Source organism: Mucilaginibacter ginsenosidivorans, from assembly GCF_007971025.1.
In the GTDB taxonomy this organism is placed as follows: Bacteria; Bacteroidota; Bacteroidia; order Sphingobacteriales; family Sphingobacteriaceae; genus Mucilaginibacter; species Mucilaginibacter ginsenosidivorans.
The window spans coordinates 108,650-129,099 of the sequence record NZ_CP042436.1 but is presented as its reverse complement, the minus strand read 5'-3'; the positions used below and the strand labels follow the sequence as shown (position 1 = coordinate 129,099).

Annotated in this window: 20 protein-coding genes; 14 read left to right on the top strand and 6 right to left on the bottom strand. The window is 45.4% G+C overall.

The genetic code is table 11. The features are described 5' to 3' along the window. Positions 1–17: 17 nt before the first annotated feature. Together FRZ54_RS00570 and FRZ54_RS00565 are read left to right on the top strand one after the other, a co-directional pair. A complete protein-coding gene (locus FRZ54_RS00570; RefSeq protein ID WP_228462590.1) occupies positions 18–1,325 on the top strand; it encodes a glycosyltransferase family 4 protein in 1,308 nt (435 codons plus the stop codon). Next, positions 1,312–2,064 carry a glycosyltransferase family 2 protein gene (locus FRZ54_RS00565; protein ID WP_147029712.1) on the top strand — a complete coding sequence of 251 codons (753 nt, stop codon included), beginning with the start codon at positions 1,312–1,314 and terminating at the stop codon, positions 2,062–2,064. The genes FRZ54_RS00570 and FRZ54_RS00565 overlap by 14 nt, the downstream gene beginning before the upstream one ends. 55 nt (positions 2,065–2,119) lie before the next feature. Here FRZ54_RS00565 and FRZ54_RS00560 read toward each other — a convergent pair whose 3' ends face one another. From FRZ54_RS00560 to uvrB, 4 genes are all read right to left on the bottom strand, one after another. After that, complete coding sequence (locus tag FRZ54_RS00560; protein WP_147029711.1) at positions 2,120–4,618, bottom strand: YfhO family protein; 2,499 nt, start codon at positions 4,616–4,618, stop codon at positions 2,120–2,122. A 107-nt stretch (positions 4,619–4,725) separates the two neighbouring features. Next, positions 4,726–4,998, bottom strand: coding sequence for a hypothetical protein (locus FRZ54_RS00555; protein WP_147029710.1), 273 nt, complete (start codon positions 4,996–4,998; stop codon positions 4,726–4,728). Between the two features lie 3 nt (positions 4,999–5,001). Further along, the gene (locus tag FRZ54_RS00550; RefSeq protein ID WP_147029709.1) at positions 5,002–5,250 is read right to left on the bottom strand and encodes a DUF4834 family protein; all 249 of its coding nucleotides are present in this window, start codon (positions 5,248–5,250) and stop codon (positions 5,002–5,004) included. A gap of 238 nt (positions 5,251–5,488) precedes the next feature. Then, the gene (uvrB, locus tag FRZ54_RS00545; protein ID WP_147029708.1) at positions 5,489–7,513 is read right to left on the bottom strand and encodes an excinuclease ABC subunit UvrB; all 2,025 of its coding nucleotides are present in this window, start codon (positions 7,511–7,513) and stop codon (positions 5,489–5,491) included. Positions 7,514–7,795: 282 nt separating this feature from the next. Between uvrB and upp the strand changes: the two genes are divergently transcribed. Both upp and FRZ54_RS00535 read left to right on the top strand, forming a co-directional pair. Beyond that, positions 7,796–8,443, top strand: coding sequence for a uracil phosphoribosyltransferase (gene upp, locus FRZ54_RS00540; protein WP_147029707.1), 648 nt, complete (start codon positions 7,796–7,798; stop codon positions 8,441–8,443). Positions 8,444–8,497: 54 nt separating this feature from the next. Next, a complete protein-coding gene (locus FRZ54_RS00535) occupies positions 8,498–9,235 on the top strand; it encodes a YjjG family noncanonical pyrimidine nucleotidase (RefSeq protein WP_147029706.1) in 738 nt (245 codons plus the stop codon). A gap of 12 nt (positions 9,236–9,247) precedes the next feature. Here FRZ54_RS00535 and FRZ54_RS00530 read toward each other — a convergent pair whose 3' ends face one another. Beyond that, positions 9,248–9,631, bottom strand: a complete 384-nt coding sequence (locus FRZ54_RS00530) for a hypothetical protein (RefSeq protein WP_147029705.1) — start codon at positions 9,629–9,631, stop codon at positions 9,248–9,250. 122 nt (positions 9,632–9,753) lie between these two features. Between FRZ54_RS00530 and FRZ54_RS00525 the strand changes: the two genes are divergently transcribed. Then, positions 9,754–9,981: a type II toxin-antitoxin system HicB family antitoxin gene (locus FRZ54_RS00525; protein WP_147029704.1), complete on the top strand. Its 228-nt coding sequence runs from the start codon at positions 9,754–9,756 to the stop codon at positions 9,979–9,981. Between the two features lie 11 nt (positions 9,982–9,992). On the opposite strand, the gene FRZ54_RS00520 is transcribed toward FRZ54_RS00525, so the two are convergent. Further along, positions 9,993–10,808, bottom strand: coding sequence for a hypothetical protein (locus tag FRZ54_RS00520; RefSeq protein WP_147029703.1), 816 nt, complete (start codon positions 10,806–10,808; stop codon positions 9,993–9,995). Between the two features lie 164 nt (positions 10,809–10,972). On the opposite strand from FRZ54_RS00520, the gene FRZ54_RS00515 reads away from it, so the two are divergent. From FRZ54_RS00515 to FRZ54_RS00475, 9 genes are all read left to right on the top strand, one after another. Beyond that, on the top strand, positions 10,973–11,503 hold the full coding sequence (locus FRZ54_RS00515) for a DinB family protein (RefSeq protein ID WP_147029702.1): 531 nt from the start codon (positions 10,973–10,975) through the stop codon (positions 11,501–11,503). Between the two features lie 257 nt (positions 11,504–11,760). Then, positions 11,761–12,615 carry a UDP-2,3-diacylglucosamine diphosphatase gene (locus tag FRZ54_RS00510; RefSeq protein ID WP_147029701.1) on the top strand — a complete coding sequence of 285 codons (855 nt, stop codon included), beginning with the start codon at positions 11,761–11,763 and terminating at the stop codon, positions 12,613–12,615. Between the two features lie 152 nt (positions 12,616–12,767). Continuing rightward, the gene (locus FRZ54_RS00505; protein WP_147029700.1) at positions 12,768–13,772 is read left to right on the top strand and encodes a glycosyltransferase family protein; all 1,005 of its coding nucleotides are present in this window, start codon (positions 12,768–12,770) and stop codon (positions 13,770–13,772) included. A gap of 38 nt (positions 13,773–13,810) precedes the next feature. After that, the gene (locus tag FRZ54_RS00500) at positions 13,811–14,797 is read left to right on the top strand and encodes a DUF6427 family protein (protein ID WP_147029699.1); all 987 of its coding nucleotides are present in this window, start codon (positions 13,811–13,813) and stop codon (positions 14,795–14,797) included. A 45-nt stretch (positions 14,798–14,842) separates the two neighbouring features. Beyond that, positions 14,843–15,535 (top strand): phosphoribosylformylglycinamidine synthase subunit PurQ, encoded by a 693-nt coding sequence (purQ, locus tag FRZ54_RS00495; protein WP_147029698.1) that lies wholly within the window; start codon positions 14,843–14,845, stop codon positions 15,533–15,535. Then, positions 15,535–16,278, top strand: coding sequence for a type III pantothenate kinase (locus tag FRZ54_RS00490; RefSeq protein WP_147029697.1), 744 nt, complete (start codon positions 15,535–15,537; stop codon positions 16,276–16,278). Before purQ ends, FRZ54_RS00490 begins: the two co-directional genes overlap by 1 nt. Continuing rightward, positions 16,271–17,593 carry a porin family protein gene (locus tag FRZ54_RS00485; protein ID WP_147029696.1) on the top strand — a complete coding sequence of 441 codons (1,323 nt, stop codon included), beginning with the start codon at positions 16,271–16,273 and terminating at the stop codon, positions 17,591–17,593. The genes FRZ54_RS00490 and FRZ54_RS00485 overlap by 8 nt, the downstream gene beginning before the upstream one ends. Positions 17,594–17,602: 9 nt before the next feature. Further along, positions 17,603–18,184, top strand: coding sequence for an LPS export ABC transporter periplasmic protein LptC (gene lptC / locus FRZ54_RS00480; protein ID WP_147029695.1), 582 nt, complete (start codon positions 17,603–17,605; stop codon positions 18,182–18,184). 102 nt (positions 18,185–18,286) lie between these two features. Next, positions 18,287–20,386: a peptidylprolyl isomerase gene (locus tag FRZ54_RS00475; protein WP_147029694.1), complete on the top strand. Its 2,100-nt coding sequence runs from the start codon at positions 18,287–18,289 to the stop codon at positions 20,384–20,386. The last annotated feature ends 64 nt before the right edge of the window (positions 20,387–20,450 follow it).

Sequence of the window (20,450 nt, the reverse complement as noted above, 5' to 3'; positions counted from 1 at the left end):
ACTGAATAAATGTATTTTTGGACATCTTGAAAGTAGTGCATTTAAATACCTACGATGGTAACGGCGGAGCGGGCAGGGCCTGTGTCAGGCTTAACCGCGCATTAACAGATCAAGGTATCGAATCTAAAATAATTGTGCATTACAAATTCGGAAAAAATTCGGATATAGGTGATTTTAACACAAATTTGTTGCGAAAAGGCTATACGGCCGCTACGATCATTCTTGAAAGAATATTAGCAAAACGATATCTTAAAGCATTAAAAACGCCGTTCTCGTTTGCCTGGTTCGGCCGGTCGGTTATCCATCATCCCGATGTGAAGGCAGCAGACATTATCCACCTGCATTGGGTAAATCATGGGTTCCTGGACCCGAAGCATATCGCAGAAATAGCGAAACTTGGTAAGCCGGTAGTTTGGACCTTCCACGACAGTAACGCCTTTACCGGGGGGTGCCATGTGCGCTATACCTGCGATCATTTCAAAAATGAGTGCGGTAACTGCCCCCTGCTGAAAGATGCGGGTCCCAACGACCAGTCGCATAAAATATGGAAGCAAAAACGGGCGGCCTATGATGTGCTGAATTTTAGGATAGTAGCGCCGAGCAAATGGATGCAAATGTCGGTAGGCGAAAGCAGCCTGATGAGGGGTAAGCCGGTTGCGCAGATACCGAACACCCTGGAGACGGATATATTCATGCCTGTGGATAAATCATCGGCCAGGGAAAAGGCGGGGTTTGCTATAGACAAATTTATATTACTAAGCGGGTTTATGCCCTCGCGGAAGGATATGCATAAAGGAACAAGTTATTTACTCGATAGCCTTGAGCTACTCAAAAAAAGGCTGGGGGCGACCGCCGATAGGATAGAACTGGTAGTTTTTGGAAATAGAAATACTGAAGATGTTCCCGAATTTCCATTCAAAACAAGTTTTTTTGGGACTATCAGTAATGATGAAAAACTGGCGCTTTGCTATGCTGCGGCCGATGCTTTTTTGATACCCTCGCTGGAGGATAACCTTCCCTATACCGTATTGGAAAGTTTGAGTTGCGGGACGCCTGTCATTGCATTTAGAACAGGCGGTATACCCGATATGGTGAAGCATGAGCAAAACGGTTATCTTGCTGAATACCGTTCGTCCGAAAGTTTTGCAGATGGGATGGAATGGGTGATCAATAATCCCGACAGGGAACAGTTAAATAAGAATGCGCGGCAAACGGTGATGGATGTGTTTTCAGAAGAGGTGATCGCAAAGCGGCATATTGATTTGTATCATGGTCTATTAAAGCTTCCCCTTCAGGGGACGGGAGGGGCAAATGTTCAACCCTAAATTAAGCGTCATCACCATTGTTTTTAACAACGCCGCGGACATCGAGCGGACGATGCTTTCAGTATTGGGGCAAACTTACCATAACATTGAATATATCGTTGTCGACGGAGCTTCGAGCGATGGTACGCTCGGCATTATCAAAAAATATGCGGATAAACTTGCTAAACTCATCAGCGAAAAGGACGACGGAATTTACGATGCGATGAATAAAGGCTTAGCAGCGGCAACAGGCGACTATGTGCTTTTCATGAATTCGGGGGACGAATTCTATTCAGAAAATACGGTAGCCAATGTTTTCGCGACAACTGATGATGCTGACGTTTACTATGGGGAAACAGAAATGATAGATGCCAAAGGTAACAGCCTCGGGCAGCGGCGGCATAAGGCGCCCCAAAGCTTTACCTGGCGCAGTTTTAAATATGGCATGAGTGTGAGTCACCAGGCCATTTATGTGAGGCGATTGCTGGCAGGGCCATTTGACCGTAGTTATCATTTGAGCGCGGATATTGACTGGATATTAAATGCTACCAGGAAAGCGAAGAAGATCGTCAATACACATCAGTACGTTGCCAAATACCTGGTCGGCGGTATGTCGAAGAAAAGGCACCGGCAAAGCTTAAAGGAGCGTTTTGATATTATGAGGAAGCACTACGGGTTGGCGCCGACGCTGTTTAACCATATAGTGATCGCCCTTAACCTGGGATGGTATTGGCTGCGGTACCGGCGGACGAATGATTAAACAAAAAAAGGCGGTGGGTCTCAAGTCCACCGCCCTTTTTTAGGAGTTGTTTTAGTTAAGCTTCTTTTACTTCCGTTCCCGGCTTTTTCCTGACCGACATAAACACAACCCCGCCTAAGGCAAGTACCAATAATATGGAACCAGCCAGCGATATCTTTTCGCCGGTATAATAGGATGCCGGGTGGAATATGAATTCCACTTTATGATTGCCAACGGGTATCACAGCTGCGCGCAATAAGTAATCGGCACGGAAATAAGGCTGTTCCTTGCCGTCCACATACATTGTCCAGCCCTTATCGTAATAGATCTCGGAAAATACGGCTATCGAGTTAACCGATGTACCGCTCTGATAAACCATATGGTCTGGCGAATAGCTGGTAAGTTTTATGCTGCCGTTGGGGTCCATGCCAATTGATTTGCCATCGATCTGTCCCTTAAAGCGCTGATCGACGATCACTTTATCCTTTGGCGAGAAAGCGCTGATCGCTTTCATTTCTTCATCCGCATCTTTCACATATTCCACATCTTTAACAAACCAGGCGTGACCACACGCTGTGTTATTGGTTTTTACCGTTTGATTGCCGGTTTGCGGGTCCTGGGTAATGATATACTTGGTATTCATCATATCCAGTATATCCTGGTTGATGCTTTTAGAGAACTGGTTATCGATAACTTCCTGGATACGTTTTAATCTTGCCGCCGAATAGCCCCATAACGATTTATGGAAGAACGGGGTTGTCATATCCTGTTTTGGCGACTGTCCCAGATCAACAACCCTATAATCCGGGTCGGTGTCGCGATTGATTAACTGGTCTATCTCACGCGGCCTTTGCTGCAGGTTTTCCTGGCGTTCCGTGAAATATTCATCTTTAAGATAACGCTTGTCAATCTGCCATAAGTCGACAAGGATCAGGGCGAAAAATATAATGCATAGCACCACCGGCTTTATCATCCCTTTGATAAAGGCGAATAAGGCCCCAAAGGTCAGCACGACGAAAACGAATGAGCGGATAGCATCCATGCGTTCAAGGTAAATGCGGTCCCTCACCAGGGCGTTTACAATACTGTTTGCCGAGCCGCTGTCATTTTTCAACACCTGGGTAAGATTTTTTACCAGCGTAGCCTGGCTAGCCGGGCGGAAACTCAGCAGTAGGTCGGGCAATACGGCCATCAAAAGCGTGAGTCCACCCAGAATGTAAAAAGTAATCTTTAATTTTTTTAGAGCGTCGGCTTTATCTGTTGTGCCGTCTGTTATTTCCTTTATGGCCAGTATTGCCAAAATAGGGACGCACAAACCTGTAACAGATAGAATGGATTCTATTGCCCGAAATTTATTGTATAGCGGGAAATATTTAAAGAAAATATCAGATACATAGGGGAATGACGCGCCGAATGACAGTAAAATAGTCAGGATGACGGATGCCAACAACCACCATTTGATCCGGTTCCGTACGATAAACAAGCCAAAAATGAACAGGAAACAGATAACTGCGCCCATGTAGTGCGGGCCGCTGGTCAGGGGTTTATCGCCCCAATAAGTTGAGAACTGGATGCCGATGGCGGCCAATTGCTGCAGCGCGTTACCAACCTGTTCCTGTGGGATTCCGGCAGAAACAAATGCTTTATTGAAGTCGGAATTTTGAAAATCGAGCGCGTTTAAACCCGAGTCGCCACCATATGCATTAGGTATCAGGAAGGTGAAAGTTTCACCGGGTGTCTGGCTGTATTCGTATGCATAATTCTTATCCAGGCCATTGCTGGGCTCCGCCGTGGTTTGTTTAAGATTAGACTGGCCGCGGATAGTTTCCTTGCCATATTCATAAGTACTCCACAGCGATGAGGCATTGACCATCAGGGCCAGCAAAGCGCCGGCGCCAAGATAACCCAGTGATTTGAGGAAAGCATTTGTTGTTTTATTTTTGATGGCGTGGTACAGTTCGATGCCCAGGAGTATGAAAATTACCAGTAACAGGTAATAGGTCATTTGTACGTGGTTGGCCCGTATCTCAAGCGCCAGGAACAGCGCCGTCAGCGAGCCACCGAGCCAGTACCTGCCCCGCAGCGTAAGGATAATGCTGGCTATTATCGGCGCAAAAAACGAGATGGCGAACGACTGGTTGGAATGTCCCGCCGCTAATAATATGATATTGTAGGATGAAAACGTAAAAGCAACGGCGCCCGCAGCTGCCAGCCAGGGGTTGAGTTTTAATACACAGAACAGGAAATACGAGCCGAACAGCAAAATAAATATGTTGTAAAGCGGATCTGGGAAAGCGTTGGTTACCGCTTTGACTACCCAGGTAGTTACGTTATCAGGATAGGGTGCCCATATCTGGAAAGTTGGCATTCCGCCGAATATCTGGTTCGTCCAAAGTATAGTGGTGTCCTTTTCCCTATAATGGTTGATCTCTGTTTGGGTGGACTGCGCACCGATAACATCGGTTTGACCCAAAGTCTTTCCCTGGAAAGCGGGGGTAAAGTAAAAGAAACAGATCGCTATTAAAATTCCGATGATGGCCAGGTGAGTGGCATTTCGCTTGAACCAGTTGCTCATTTAAGTTTTTTGAATGGAGAAAAAATAAAATTCCCCCCAAAAATAGAAATTTGACTTAGAATAGGAATTAAATTTTGATACCGGGGAAGTAACACTGTAATAATGACTTAGAATGCCAAAAATAACAGGCCCATGCCCGCCAGGCCGATAATGTAAGCGATGACCGATACTTTATCCAGTTCTTCACGGTTTTTATAAAGGGCGAAAACGTTGTATACTGCCACGCCGCCCATAACCACCCAAAAAAACCAGTATAATTTATGCTGCGAGTTGACAAAAATAGCAAGGCCAAACGCAGCGACAACATAGTTGGTTACGAGTATATTGAATACGGCAGGATTGCCGAAGTGACGGCGTCTGAATACCGGTTTTTGATCCACGTTTTATTTTATTTCCTCATAATCCACAAAATCCCCTTCCGAATCCGGGATGGAGCTTTTGTTTTCAGGTATATAATCAACTTTCACCTTTCCTTCAGGTTGTTTCTGGCTGCGGTATTGTTGTTGCTGCTGACCCTGTTGTTGTGCCTTATTGACCATGTTCTGGAACAGCATCGGCAATAGAAGACGCACCAGGGCACGAAAGATATATATTATAAGAATGGCTAGAAATAGAAAACGAAGTAATATCATCTGCACTAAAATTGATTATACAAATATAAGTTAATAACGCTAAAAATGTTTGTGTATGATAGGATGCAAAAATATGACATCGCACTGATCCACAAAATTATGACGTTTTGACCCGGCTTTTGTTACTTGCCGTTACGTGCAAACTGGCAATTGCGGCGCTGTATGCGTAATTTATGATCTTACGATGATATTTTGACCTGATATGGATCTGCACATCCGCACATTTGAAATCTGCACATTAGAATTTCTCATCCATTAACTTTTCCAGTGCGAACATTTCGTCGCGGAGCTTGGCTGCCAGCAGGAAATCCATATCTTTTGCAGCAGTAACCATCTCCTTGCGGGTGTTTTCGATAGCCTTTTTCAGGTCAGGTTTGGACATGTACTGTACAATAGGGTCGGCAGCCAGGGAAACCGAGTCCGCTTCGACGTAAGCTTTTTGCACGCCACCTACAAAGTCCATCACCGAGGTTTGTTCGATAATGGCTTCGCGCGATTTTCCGACGGTTTTTGGAGTGATACCATGTTCGGTATTGTATAAAACCTGTTTTTCGCGGCGGCGGTTGGTTTCATCCATCGTTATCTGCATGGAATCAGTTATCTTATCGGCATACATAATAACCCGGCCACGGTCGTTACGGGCAGCCCGGCCGATGGTTTGTATCAGGGAACGTTCTGAGCGCAGGAAGCCTTCCTTATCCGCATCCAGGATAGCTACCAGGGAAACTTCGGGCAGGTCGAGCCCCTCGCGCAGTAAGTTAATGCCGATCAGTACGTCAAATTCACCCAAACGCAATCCTCGGAGTATTTCAACTCTTTCCAATGTTTTTACTTCGCTATGGATATAGCGGCATTTAATGCCCAGCCTGTCCATATATTTCGCCAGTTCCTCGGCCATACGTTTGGTAAGGGTAGTTACCAGCACGCGGTCGCCTTGTTTTACAGTTTGGTCAACTTCTTCCAGCAGGTCATCCACCTGGTTTATCACCGGGCGTACATCAATCACCGGGTCTAGCAAGCCTGTGGGTCGTATTACCTGTTCCACTACCACACCGCCCGATTTTTCAAGTTCGAAATCACCAGGGGTGGCGCTCACATAAATGGTTTGCGGGGCCAGTTTTTCAAATTCCTGGAAATTGAGGGGGCGGTTGTCCAGCGCAGCAGGCAGGCGAAAGCCGTATTCAACCAATGATATCTTACGCGAACGGTCACCGCCATACATGGCCCTGATCTGTGGGACTGTTACATGGCTTTCATCTATCACCATCAAATAATCGTCCGGGAAATAGTCGAGCAGGCAGAAGGGCCGTGCGCCGGGTTTGCGGCCGTCAAAGAATCTTGAATAATTTTCAATGCCCGAGCAATAGCCCAGCTCACGTATCATCTCCAGGTCGTAGTTAACCCTTTCCTCCAGCCGCTTAGCTTCCAGGAAACGCTGATCGTCAATAAATTGCTTCTTGCGCACTTCCAGCTCCTCCTGTATGGCCCAGATGGATTGGGTGAAGCGCTCGCGCGGCGCAACGTACAGGTTGGCCGGGAAAAGCACCATGTGGGTCATTTTCTCGATCGTCTTTCCTGTGCCCGGATCGAAACTGCTTAATTCTTCAATGTCATCCCCAAAAAACGAAATACGATAAGCATAATCCAGGTAAGCCGGGTAAATGTCCACTACATCGCCTTTGACACGGAACGTGCCGCGCTTAAAATCGGCTGTGGTACGTGAATAAAGTATTTCAACCAGGCGGTGAAGGAATGCGTTGCGGCTGATCCGTGTGCCTACGGCAAATTTGAATACCGAATCCTTAAAATCGTCGGGGTTGCCCATGCCGTAGATACAGGAAATGGACGAAACAACGATCACATCCCGCCGCCCCGACATCAAAGCCGAGGTTGTACGCAACCGCAGCTTTTCTATCTCATCATTTATCTGCAGATCCTTTTCGATATAGGTATTGGTGGTGGGTATAAAAGCTTCGGGCTGATAGTAATCGTAGTACGATACAAAGTAGTTTACCGCGTTCTCCGGGAAGAATTGTTTGAATTCGCCGTAAAGCTGGGCGGCCAGTGTTTTGTTATGACTCAGTATCAGCGTAGGGCGCTGCGTTTGCGCGATGACGTTGGCAATGGTAAAAGTTTTTCCGGACCCTGTAACGCCAAGCAGGGTTTGGTACGTATCGTTATTATTGACACCCTGTACCAGTTGCTTTATCGCTTCGGGCTGGTCGCCGGTGGGTTGGTATTCTGAAGTTAACTTGAAATCCATAGGAATACAAAAATACAATATTAAATAATGGCATGTGTTTGAGAATGTTTGTCCCGGGTAATAAAATCGGAACCTGCTTCGCCATACAAATTGACGAAATGTTTTGACAGCCCTATGTCAGCAGGATCAAAAAAGGATGGCAGATCAAAATATTACTGATATAAAAAACTTAATAATAACCGAATTCGTTAGTTAAATACAAAGTCCGTTAACCGTTTTACCCTAATCCCAGATCCTATGATTGTTTTAGAAAAAATGCGTGCAAAATCTGTAGATTTAAACATGTTTTTTGTACTCAGTAAAACCAACACGATAGGCAATCAATTCCTGGCCGAAATGCGCGATGCCGAAACCCAACAGGACAGGCTCCGTTTTCGCAGGAACCAGGAAAGAATAGGCGAGATACTGGCTTACGAGATCAGCAAGAAATTAAAATATGTTACCCGCGAGGTACAAACGCCGCTTGGTACGGCAACGGTGGACGTGCCGGTAACCCAGCCGGTGTTAGGCACTATCCTGCGGGCGGGACTTCCATTTCACCAGGGTTTTCTGAACATTTTTGATAAATCGCCCTCGGCATTTATTACCGCGTACCGAAAGGTGCGGAAGAACGGCGACTTCATCATCAACATCGACCACATAGCCACGCCCAATCTTGACGGCAAAATACTTATCCTGTGCGACACGATGCTGGCCACCGGGCAGAGTATTGTGGAGGTATGCAAGGAACTGATGGCAATGTACACCATCAAGGAACTGCATATTGCTGCTGTTATTGCCAGTGCGGTAGGTATTGAACATGTAAGGGCTAATTTGCCCAAAGCACATTTGTGGATAGGTGCGATAGACGAGGAAATGACGTCGAAAGCCTATATCGTGCCGGGCCTGGGAGATGCGGGTGACCTGGCGTATGGAGAGAAGATGGGTTGATGATAATTTCGAATTTCGGATGTTCAATTTCGAATTTACTGTAGTTTTGAGCCGATGATAACTCAAAAACCCGAAATTGAAAATCCGAGATCCGATATCAAAAAATACAAACACATTTTCTTCGACCTCGATCACACCATCTGGGATTTCGATAAAAATGCCGAAGAAACCCTGCACGAACTTTATGGCATTTATAAATTAAAAGAACTGGGGCTGCACTCAGCCGACGTATTTATAGAAACATATACACGTAATAATCACCGTTTGTGGGCAGAGTACCATTTGGGTAACATCACCAAAGAGGCCCTGCGTAATGCCCGATTTAAACAAACCTTCCTTGATCTGGGTATGCACCCGGACATTATACCGGCTGGTTTTGAGGATGATTACGTGAGGCTGTGCCCTACCAAAACCAACTTGTTTCCACACGCACACGAGACTTTGCAATACCTGCAATCAAAATATACCATGCACCTGATATCCAACGGATTTCGTGAGTCGCAGGATATTAAGATCAATGGCACGAATTTGGGTGGCTATTTTCAGAACGTGATCATTTCCGAAATAGCCGGTGCTAATAAGCCGGACAAGGCTATCTTTCAGTACGCCATTGATCTTGCCAAAGCTTCCGTAGCTGAAAGCCTGATGATAGGCGACAGTTTGGAGGCCGATGTGTATGGAGCTTTAGCATTTGGTATGGACGCCATTTATTTCAATCCTACTGGATTGGATAAACCGGATGATGTGCCGGCGCAGATCAATCACCTGAAGGAGCTAATGTCGATATTGTAAGTTAAGGTATGGTTATTCGATATTATGCTGATCGGGTGAGATCATAAAGTTATACTTATCTTTCGGGTCGATCAATACACGCAACTTATCTCCAATCTTAGGGTACCTACCGGGAAAGGATTGAGTTATATTAATTTGTCTGGCAGGCTCTGCATTTTCAATGTCTAAATAAATATCTAATTGCGTATTGCCTCCATATCCTTTTGAGTAGCTTAAACCTTCATCTATTCCAGTCCCGGAATAAGTTTTGACGTTGGTCTCAATCACCTTAGTTACCTTTGCGATTGCCGGAGTGCCATATTTTATTAGACGTCGTTTTCGCCAGGTAAACAATCTCCTGATAAAATAGAATGCTATTAGTCCTGAACAAATAAAAAGAAGTTCCTTATAATCCATAATTTTTAACGGTAATAAGTAAAGGCTAATGATATATCCGGCCAATTTAGCTTAAAATACAGATCAATAATTTAAAAGAGCTAACTTTATTGCTGTAACTACAAACATTGACGCTATGTAATATGAAACAACGGACATATCGCATATTGCTTGCTCCGCAAGAAGAAGGCGGCTTTAGTGTAACTGTACCCGCTTTACCTGGGTGCTTTACCCACGGAGAAACCGTTGAAGAGGCTATTGAGATGGCTAAAGAAGCTATCAGCCTTTATATAGAAAGTCTTGAAGGAGATGGTGAGCCTATACCTGATGACAGTAACAATCTTGAATATTCACTTGTCGTTGAATTATAGCTTAAAATTCTTTATAGATTCGGTGTAAATACTACACCTATCCCGAACCGGAAATTTGCCTGGAAAGTACTATTGGTCGTGACAGTTTGCAATACATATAGCTGTTCATCAGGCGAGGAACTTGTTTGGAACGGGCCGCGCAGGTCGCCCTGGTGCTGGATGTTTTTCTTGTCCGGGAAAGTCGGCACAAAATCGAGCTGAATAACGCGCAGATTGAAGTTTTTATTTAGTTTAAGGTCCAGCCCGGCGCCGGCATCTATATTTAGCGTGGTTTGGCGCACCTTTAATTTATCGGTCTGGTATATGGAAGCGTGACTTGTCCCGGCAAGATCGTAAGACGAGCCTTCAAATCCCGCGCCCACCATCAGGTGTGCAAAGGGATTCAGCTTATGCAGCGATTGAAAGTCCCGATATTCAATTCCGGCCATAACCGAAACATATGATTGTTTGCCGTGATCGCTAAAGTTCGGGATAACCAGCACGAAGGTTGGTTTCGTGGCGTTGTCCCGCCCGTATGATCCTCCCGGAACACCGTTGATAGTTGAGCCTGTGTACCAGCCAAAAGCAGTTTTGGCCGCAAGATGACGGGAAAGACGATAAGCACCGGAAAGATCAAAGCCGTTGAGCTGTGCGCTCTTTTTCTTACCCATTGTATCGTTAAAGGTCTGGTCGTAAATATTCGAATTTACTTTGTAATTATTGCCGCTGAAATTGCTGAATGACCCATGCGAATAGCCAAGTGATAATTGTAATTTATTATTATCCTGTGCATAACTACCTGTAGCGCTGCAAATAACAAGAAGAATAGCGTAAATAAAATTTTTCATGATAAAATAGTTTAAAAGATAGATAGGGTAGGCTCAATAAAAATCCGGCACCGGATTTTTATGCTGCGTTTTAAAGAAATAATGACCGCTAACAGTGGGATGTCGTCGGATTGTTTGAATTTTTGAAAACGACAATTTGTACATTTACTCAATCAAATCAGGAAATGACCATCGAACAGGAACGCAAGGCTATTGAAAGGACACTTGATATTTACCGCAGCCGGCTGGACGGTATTCCTGACGATGAGTTTGATGTGACCCCACCGGGTGGCGGCTGGTCGTACGCCGAAGTTTACTCGCATGTTTTACAGGCTAACCTCAGTTCAACCATTGCTGCTGAAAAATGTACGCTGAGCACCTGCAGACCTACCTCAAAGGGCCGCTCTGTTATCGGGTTTTTTGTGCTAACGTTTAATCGTTTTCCGCCCTTTCGGGTAAAAGAGCCAAAAGCGGTGGCCGCCGGTATGCCGGCAAAAAAGATAAGTAAGGAAGACGCCCGGAACCTGTTGGTAAAATGCCGCAAACGCGTGGACAGCGTAGCGGAACTCATCCGCGATTCATCGCCGCATTGTAAAATAAAACATGCGCGCCTGGGTATGCTCAACGCAGCCCAATGGTTCAAATTCGTGCTGATACACTCCAAGCATCATTTAAAACAGCTCGAACGTGTTGAAAAAAAGTTTCAAACCGGATGAAACCTTTTATATTTCATGTAGTCTTAACATTCAGATAATCTGAGTTCCTGACATTTGTTAAATATCTCGATATGAATTTTGAGTTTGCGTATCTGGTTGTTGTGGGCCTGCTTCTTTTATTGGGCATATTCTACGCCAGCCCTTATGAATTAAAGGTTAATGAGGACGAAGACGACGAATAGTCGTTATATACTACGCTCTTCCAACCCCGTGACCGGTAATATCTGCCGGAAGGAAAATTATCCCCCTAATATTTTATGGCAAAACGTGAAGTAGACATTGTCGTGATATCCGACGTGCATTTAGGTACCTATGGGTGCCATTCGAAGGAGTTACTCAAATATTTAAAAAGCATTAAGCCGAAAATGCTGATCCTGAACGGTGATATTATCGATATATGGCAGTTCAGCAAATCATATTGGCCCGAAACGCATATGAAAGTGGTGCGCCGCATCCTGAAATTTGTGACGGAAGGCGTGCCGGTTTATTATCTTACCGGTAATCATGACGAAATGCTGCGTAAATTTGCTGATTTCGACCTCGGCTCGTTCCAGCTGAAAAATAAAGTTGTACTCAATATTGACGGGAAAAAAGCCTGGATATTTCATGGCGACATATTCGATGTGACAATGCAGCACTCTAAATGGCTGGCGAAATTGGGCGCTGTTGGTTACGATACCCTCATCCTCATCAATAGCTTTGTCAACTGGTTCTTGGCCAAAATTGGGCGCGAAAAAATGAGCTTCTCTAAAAAGGTGAAAGGCAAATTTAAGGATGCGGTGAAATTCATCAACCAGTTTGAACAGACCGCGGCCGACCTGGCGGTAGAGAAAAAATACAGCTATGTAATATGCGGCCACATTCACCAGGCCGAAATGCGTGTTATGCAATCGACGGATGGGTCGGGATCGGTTTTGTACCTTAATTCAGGCGACTGGGTGGAAAGTTTGACAGCGCTGGAGTATCATAACCGAGAATGGACCATATTCAAATACGATCCCGCAAATTTCAGGACAGATACTGATGAGGAAGATCTGACCGATGCGGAAGATCTTGACGCCAAAATGGATGTAAGGAACCTGCTGGAACGGTTTAAATTGGAAGTGCATTAAATTTTGTTGGAGTCTGCCTGCCGGCAGGAGTTGTAAGGTTGAAAAGTTGGAAGGTTATTGTCATTCCGCCTGATTACATTTGTAACGTTTTAAGATGAGGTGGTTCTAATGTTAAACAAACAAAGCTAACCTTACAACATTTTAACCCCAGAATGAAAATACTCTACGCTATACAGGGAACTGGTAACGGGCACATCAGCCGGGCGCGCGAAATTGTTCCGCTGTTACAGCAATATGGCGAGCTTGACCTGCTTATAAGCGGCACCGAAGCCGAGGTGTCGTTATCACAGCCGGTCAAATACCGCCTGCATGGTTTCAGTTTTGTTTTTGGCACCAAGGGCGGCGTGGACAAATGGGCAACCTATAAACTGATGGACCTGCTCCGGTTGTGGCGCGATATTAATCATCTCCCGCTTAAACAATACGATCTTATCATTAATGATTTTGAACCGGTAAGTGCCTGGGCCTGCCGCCGGCAAAAGCTGGAAGCAGTATCGCTTAGCCATCAATGCTCATTTATTTCGAAGAAGACACCACGGCCAGGCAGCTGGAATTATGCGGAGTGGTTGTTCAAGTACTATTCACCTACTAAACACCACATCGGGTTCCACTTTGAGCGGTATGATGATTTTATTCATACGCCCGTTATCCGTAGCGGGATACGAAATACCAACCCGACCAATAAAGGCCACTACACCGTTTACCTGCCGGCTTATGACGATAAAACCCTGCTGAAATACCTGGGCCGGACACATGATGTGGAATGGCAGATATTTTCGAAACGCCAGAAAACACCTTATCGGGAAGGGAATGTGCATATATTCCCGGTGAGCAATGAAGGCTTTAATGAAAGCATGGCAAGCTGCGAGGGACTGCTGACGGGTGGTGGATTCGAAGGGCCGGCAGAGGCGCTTTATTTGAAAAAGAAGGTTTTGATGATACCTATGACGGGCCAATACGAGCAACGATGCAATGCCGAAGCCGCCTCGAGGCTGGGGGTGCCGGTTGTTTATGCCATTGATGAACAATTTGTTGGCAAAGTGAATAAATGGATAGCCGATGATAAAAAGGTGACAGTCAATTTCCCGGACGAAACAGCACAGATAGTTGATAATATGGTAAAGCGTTATGCGAAGCCCGGTTCTATTTCTGCTTAAGCAGTTTTTCTGTTAATATTGCGCTGAAATACGCCGCCATGATCAAACTTTTCAGATCCTACAACCCGCTGAATATGCTCTGGCTGGCTTTGGTACTGATACTATTGCGTATTACTTTTTTATCGGCAATACCCATAAAGGAAGAGTTCCCTTTTGCCGAACTGTTTTCCCGTTTGCATCTACCCTCATCGTACCAATACGTGTTCCCTCCGGGGCTCGATCTTTTTCTGGCCGGGTGCCTTGTATATGGACAGGCCCTGCTCATTAATTATCTTGTTAACTACCACAATTTATTAGGCCGATCGACCTTTTTGCCGGCACTGACGTACGTTACGGCGTCGAGCCTTTTTCCCCCGTTTTTGATGCTCGGTGCGCCATTGGTATGTAATTTCCTGGTGATATGGATGCTTTTTAAGCTTTTTAGCTTTTATAAAGGCGAGGACATTAAATCAACCTCTTACGACCTGGGGATGATCGTGGCGGTGGGGACGCTTTTCTACCTGCCATTTATCTACCTGTTTTTGACCATTTGGCTTGCGCTGGTGGTTTTCCGCCCGTTCAACTGGCGCGAGTGGGTGGCCTGCATCATAGGGTTTGCCACTATCTTTTTCTTCCTGGCTGTTTCCTATTACCTGAGCGACCGCATGCAGCAGTTTTATGACATCTGGCTGCCTTTGGCAGCAAAGTTCAAGGTGGTAATCAGCTTTAACTATTATAATTACCTGGTGTTGATACCGGTCATTATCATACTGGTTTTGGGGTTTTTCAAACTGCAGCAAAACTTTTTCAAAAGTTATGTACAAACACGTAAATCGTTACAGCTCTTGATGATGATGTTTCTGATAGCCGGCTTCTCCTTCTATATCCGCCCCGATTTCCACCTCGATCACTTTTTGCTATGCGCTATCCCGGCGGCTATATTCTTTGCTTATTATTTCCTGTATGCAAACTATCGCTGGTTTTACGAATCGTTGTATATTATACTGCTGGCCAGCATCATCTACTTCCAGTTTAACACTTTTTAACTTTTAAATTCGTCCTAATTTCGGGGGTTATATTAGCTTTGTACCATGAAATTCGGAGTAGTTATATTTCCCGGTTCTAATTGCGATGAGGATATCATCTACGTATTAGAAAAAATTATGGGCCAGCAGGTAGTGCGCCTGTGGCATAAAGATCATGACCTGCAGGGCTGCGATTTTATCGTACTTCCCGGTGGTTTTTCGTTCGGCGATTATTTGCGTTCAGGCGCTATAGCCCGTTTTTCGCCCATCATGAACGAGGTGATGCAATTTGCTGCAAAAGGCGGCTATGTTTGGGGGATATGCAATGGTTTCCAGATACTTGCCGAGGCTGGTATGGTGCCCGGTGCGCTGCTCCATAACACCAACCGGAAATTCAACTCGAGTAATATTTACCTGAGGGCGCAGACCAACGACTCGCTGATGACCTCGCAGATTGACCTCCAAAGGCCGCTTAAAATACCTATCGCGCATGGCGAGGGCAATTATTTTGCGGATGCCGACGTACTTAAAGCGCTAAACGATAACGACCAGGTACTGTTCAGGTATTGTGACGAGTTTGGGAACATCACGCCGGAATCGAACCCTAACGGATCAATAGAAAATATTGCCGGGGTATGCAACGCAGGCAGGAATGTGTTTGGTATGATGCCGCATCCCGAGCGTGCCGCGGATACGTTACTGGCTAACCAGGACGGCTTGCCGATCTTCGAATCCATATTATCAATGGTGAGGGCCTGATGGCGAACCTGGTTATTGACATTGGCAATACCCTTACCAAAGTTGCAGTTTTTGAACAGGATGACCTGTTACATGCTGAACAATCGCCGGTAACCGATGCAAAAACCCTGCTCCAACTGATCGAAAAATACCATATCAGCCATGCTATTATATCGTCTGTCAGAAATCGAACAGAAGAATGGCGTGCGGCTATTGAAGAAAAACTTGACCTGAAATATTTTACAAGGGATATGACCGCAGGCATCCACAATCAATACAAAAGCCCCGAAACACTTGGTGTGGACAGGCTGGCGGCGGTAATGGGCGCCCACAAATTATACCCTGGGAAATGCAGCCTGGTTATAGACGCCGGCACCTGCATTACCTACGATCATGTGGATGCAGACGGTAATTATTTGGGGGGCAGCATATCGCCGGGATTAAATATGCGTTATAAAGCATTGAATTATTACACAGGGGCACTGCCGTTGGTTGGGGCTGATGAAAAGTTTGATAAAACTTACGGGGATGATACCCGGACAGCGATACTTTCGGGGGTGCAGAACGGTGTTAAATACGAGGTGTTTGGCTTCATAGAAAGCTACCGGGCTAAGGAGCCCGAACTGAATATATTGCTAAGCGGGGGCGACAGTATTTTTTTTGATACTCTGTTGAAAAATAGCATCTTTGCCCCCTATGTTAAAAATGAGCCTTACTTGGTTCTGAAAGGATTAAACGCAGCTATACGATACAATAATGATTAAATATACCAGGCTCTTTATAACATTTTTACTTGCTGTTTGCGTGCTGGAAGCAAGGTCACAATCTACCGCTACTACAAGTTCGCCTTATTCGCGTTACGGATTAGGTGATTATATTCAGCCTGCCTTACCCCAAAACATAGGCATGGGGGGTATAAGCACAGCAACCAGTTCGCTTACCAGTTACAGTACTATTAACGTTTTAAACCCGGCTGCGTACTCCAAGATACATCTTACCGTAATAGACGCCGGTCTGTATACCAATTCACTGACATTAAGGAACGATACCTCGGCCAAACAACGGAACGGCAATACCCGGTTAAGCCATATTGCGTTTGCTTTGCCTCTTACCCAGGGTTCGGCCGTAAGTTTTGGTCTGCTTCCGTACAGCGAGCTTGGCTATAAATATAAAATATCCAGGCCCAACCTCGGCACAGGCTTACCAGTGGACACAAATACCGTGAACTATATTTATTCGGGCGATGGCGGTCTTTCGAAAGCCTATATAGGTTATGGTTTTTCGGTAGGCAAGCACCTTTCGCTCGGCGCTAATGCCTCTTACATATTTGGCAGTCTTAAGGAGGACCAATCGACCGAAATACCCAATGCGGTTGGCTTTTTGAACTCCCGTACGGAGCAAAACAACAAAGTAGGCGGGTTCAATTTTGATTACGGCGCGCAATATTCGATCGATTTTTCGACCTCAAAGCACCTGGTACTGGGTTATTCGGCATCTATCGGCAACAAGATAAATGTGCAAAACAGTTATATAGTAAGCCAATACTATATCTCGAACGGCAGCGAAGGTGTGGCAACAGACAGCCTTGTTAACACCAACAACCCAAAAGCTAAGATACAATTGCCGGCCATTAATCATTTCGGCATCGTATTCCAGAAAGACCTGAGCTTTTTGGTGGGGGTTGATTACTCTATCGGCAAATGGTCCGACCTGTCAATCGCCGGAACCAATGCCGGGTTACAGGATAGTAAAATGCTGAACATTGGCGGACAGTGGACGCCTAATGTCAACGCATTGAATAATTACCTGGCGCTTATCGATTACCGCCTGGGTTTTATTTATGAAGACACCTACCTCAATCTTAATAATACCAGCATCAAAAGACAGGCGGTTACTTTTGGCCTGGGCATACCGCTGCCGCACGACCGTGCTTCCTCGGCATTTTACAAAGTGAATTTTTCGGCAGAGGTCGGTAAACGAGGAACGGTTGATAACGGACTGATCAAGGAAAATTATGTAAACTTTCACATAGCGCTTACATTGAACGACCAATGGTTCAGGCGGTTCAAGTTTGACTAACACCCCGGTATGAAAAAGGGAGGGCTATTACCAGGTTTATTTCTGACGGTAATTATTGCCGTATTAGCGGGGCTGACCGGCTGCGAGAATGACCTGAAGGACCTGAAGAAAATATCGGCCACCGAAGCCACAAAACCTGTACAGCGTTATACGAACGTAGATGTTATCTGGAGCGATTCGGCAAAGGTAAAGGCGCATATGACATCGCCGCTGATGCTCGATTATACCAAAGTGGCGAAACCCTATACCGAGATGCCCAAGGGCGTAAAGGTTACTTTTTACGATGCCGATCTTCACCAAACCTGCACTATTACATCGGAATATGCCATACGCCGCGTTGCTGAAAAGATCATCGAGCTTCGCAAAAATGTGGTAGGCACAAATGTAAAGGGCGAAACATTTCAGTCGGACGAGCTGATATGGGATGAAAATACCCGGCAGATACATTCCAATAAATCGGTGCATGTGCAGATGACCGATGGTAGCATTTTGGACGGATTGAATTTTGAAAGCGACGAAGGTCTTACGCATTGGAAGTTTGGCCCTTCGACAGGGAAAATACATGTTGACAGTAAGGAGATAGGCCAATAAAACCATTGCAGTTTCGATACAAATTTTTCTGTTTAAAATTTTACTAAAAATTGTATCTTGCGCCCCTCTTTTGAATAAATTAAAATATTGTAATAGAATACTATGGGAGTAATGAATTATTTGCGCGAGCGCATGGGGAAGATAGTTGCGATTGTGATAGGCGCCTCGCTTTTAGCATTTATTTTGGGTGAAGTGCTGCGCTCTGGAAGTTCGTTCTTCAAGGGCGATAGTGATGCGCTGGGCGAAGTAGCCGGCGAAAAGATATCTTATAAAAATTTCCAGGCGCAGGTTGAGCAGGCCAAGCAGCAATCGGGACAAACAAATCTTTCAGGACAGTTTACAAGCTACCTGGAGGAAATGACCTGGAACCAGGATGTAAGCAGGGTAATACTGAATAAGGAAATTGATAAGCTGGGGCTGGTAGTAACTGTCGATGAGACCAATTCGATGGTTAACGGCAACAACCCCGACCCACAGATCCTGCAATATTTCGGCGATCCAAAAACCGGGAAAGTGGACCAGGTTAAGTTTAACAACTTTAAGGCAAGCATTAACGCCGCAAAAGCCGACGATCCGATGAAGATACAGTGGGTTCAGTTCTTGGAACAGTTGGGTACCAACAAACTGGCACAAAAGTATATCTCTGCCACCAGTAATGGCATGTATGTAAATTCGCTGGATGCTAAGGACGACTACGAGAACAAGAACAAGCTTGCCAATTTTAAATACGTGACACTGGATTACGCATCTATCCCAGATAATAAGGTGACCCTGACAGATGATGACTACCAAAGCTACTATAACGATCACCAGTATCAATTCAAAAATAAACAGGAGACGCGCAGCTTTGACTATGTGAGCTTTAGCGCAGCGCCGTCAAAAGATGATTCAGCTGCGGTTAAGGGCCAGATTGAAAAATTGGTGCCTGAACTGAAAAGCACGACAAACGACTCGTTGTTCATACAGATAAATGCAGAAACAAAAGCACCGCTTGCTTATAAACGCAAAGGGCAATTGGGCGATCCTCAATTGGATTCCGTTATGTTTAACCAACCCAACGGGTTTGTTTACGGGCCGTATTTTTCAAACGGAAGTTATAAGATCGCCAAGCTGATCGATTCAAAAGTAGGACCTGATTCGGTAAAGGCGCGTCACATCCTTCTGCCTATAGGAGCAGATGGTGAAGCCGCGGCTCGTGCTAAAGCAGATTCGCTGAAGAAGCTGATCCAAGCCGGCAAGTCATTCGACGAATTGGCTAAAACATATTCTATCGATAAACAATCGGGCGAAAAAGGCGGCGACCTTGGAACGTTCGGTCGCGGGGCTATGGTAGCCGAGTTTGATAATGCTGCTTTTGATGGAAAAAAAGGCGAGTTGCAGATAGTTAAGACACAATTTGGCATCCACCTGTTACAAATAGAAGAGCAAAAAGGCTCGTCAAAAGCAGTTGAGGTTGCGGTAATTGATAAACCCGTAACCGCAAGTACCAAAACACAAAGCACGGCATTTAGCAATGCGCAGAAGTTCCTGGGTGCTTTAACCAAGGATAACTTTGATGCTGAAGTGAAGAAGGAAGGTTTAATCAAGAAAACGGCTACGGACGTACAAGCCCTTGCGTCGTCGTTCCAGGGTGTGGACGATGCACGCCAGTTGGTACGCTGGGCGTTTAAAGCTGATAAGGGCGATCTGGCCGACCAGGTATATGTCGCCGGCGACCAATACATTGTTCCGGTATTGACAGAGATCAAACCTAAAGGCACTTTGCCGCTTGATGCTGTAAAGAAACAGATAGAAGGCGCTGTACGCAACCACGTAAAGGCAAAACAATTACTTGATAAATTCCAGGCGGCCGAGAACGGCGCGTCGACCATAGACCAGGTAGCTCAGAAGGTCAGTGCCAGTGCGGTACCTGTTCAGAATATCGTTTTTGCAAATCCTGTTATACCAGGCTTGTCGCTCGAATATAAAGTTGTGGGTACAGTATTCGGTTCGAAACCAAATAAGCTATCTAAACCGATCGAAGGCGAGCATGGGGTATTTGTATTTTCGCTCGATAACTTTATCAACCCTGCACCACTTGCAAATGCCGTAAGGGAGCGTGAGCAGATAGGCCAGGCATTGGCCCAGCGCTCGCAATCGGCGCTGTTTGATGCGCTGAAAGATAAGGCGAATGTAAAAGATTACCGTTCTAAATTCTTATAAGAATATTTAACTTAATTTTGTGACCGGGAATGGTATTGCCATTCCCGGTTTTTTGATTTTAAGA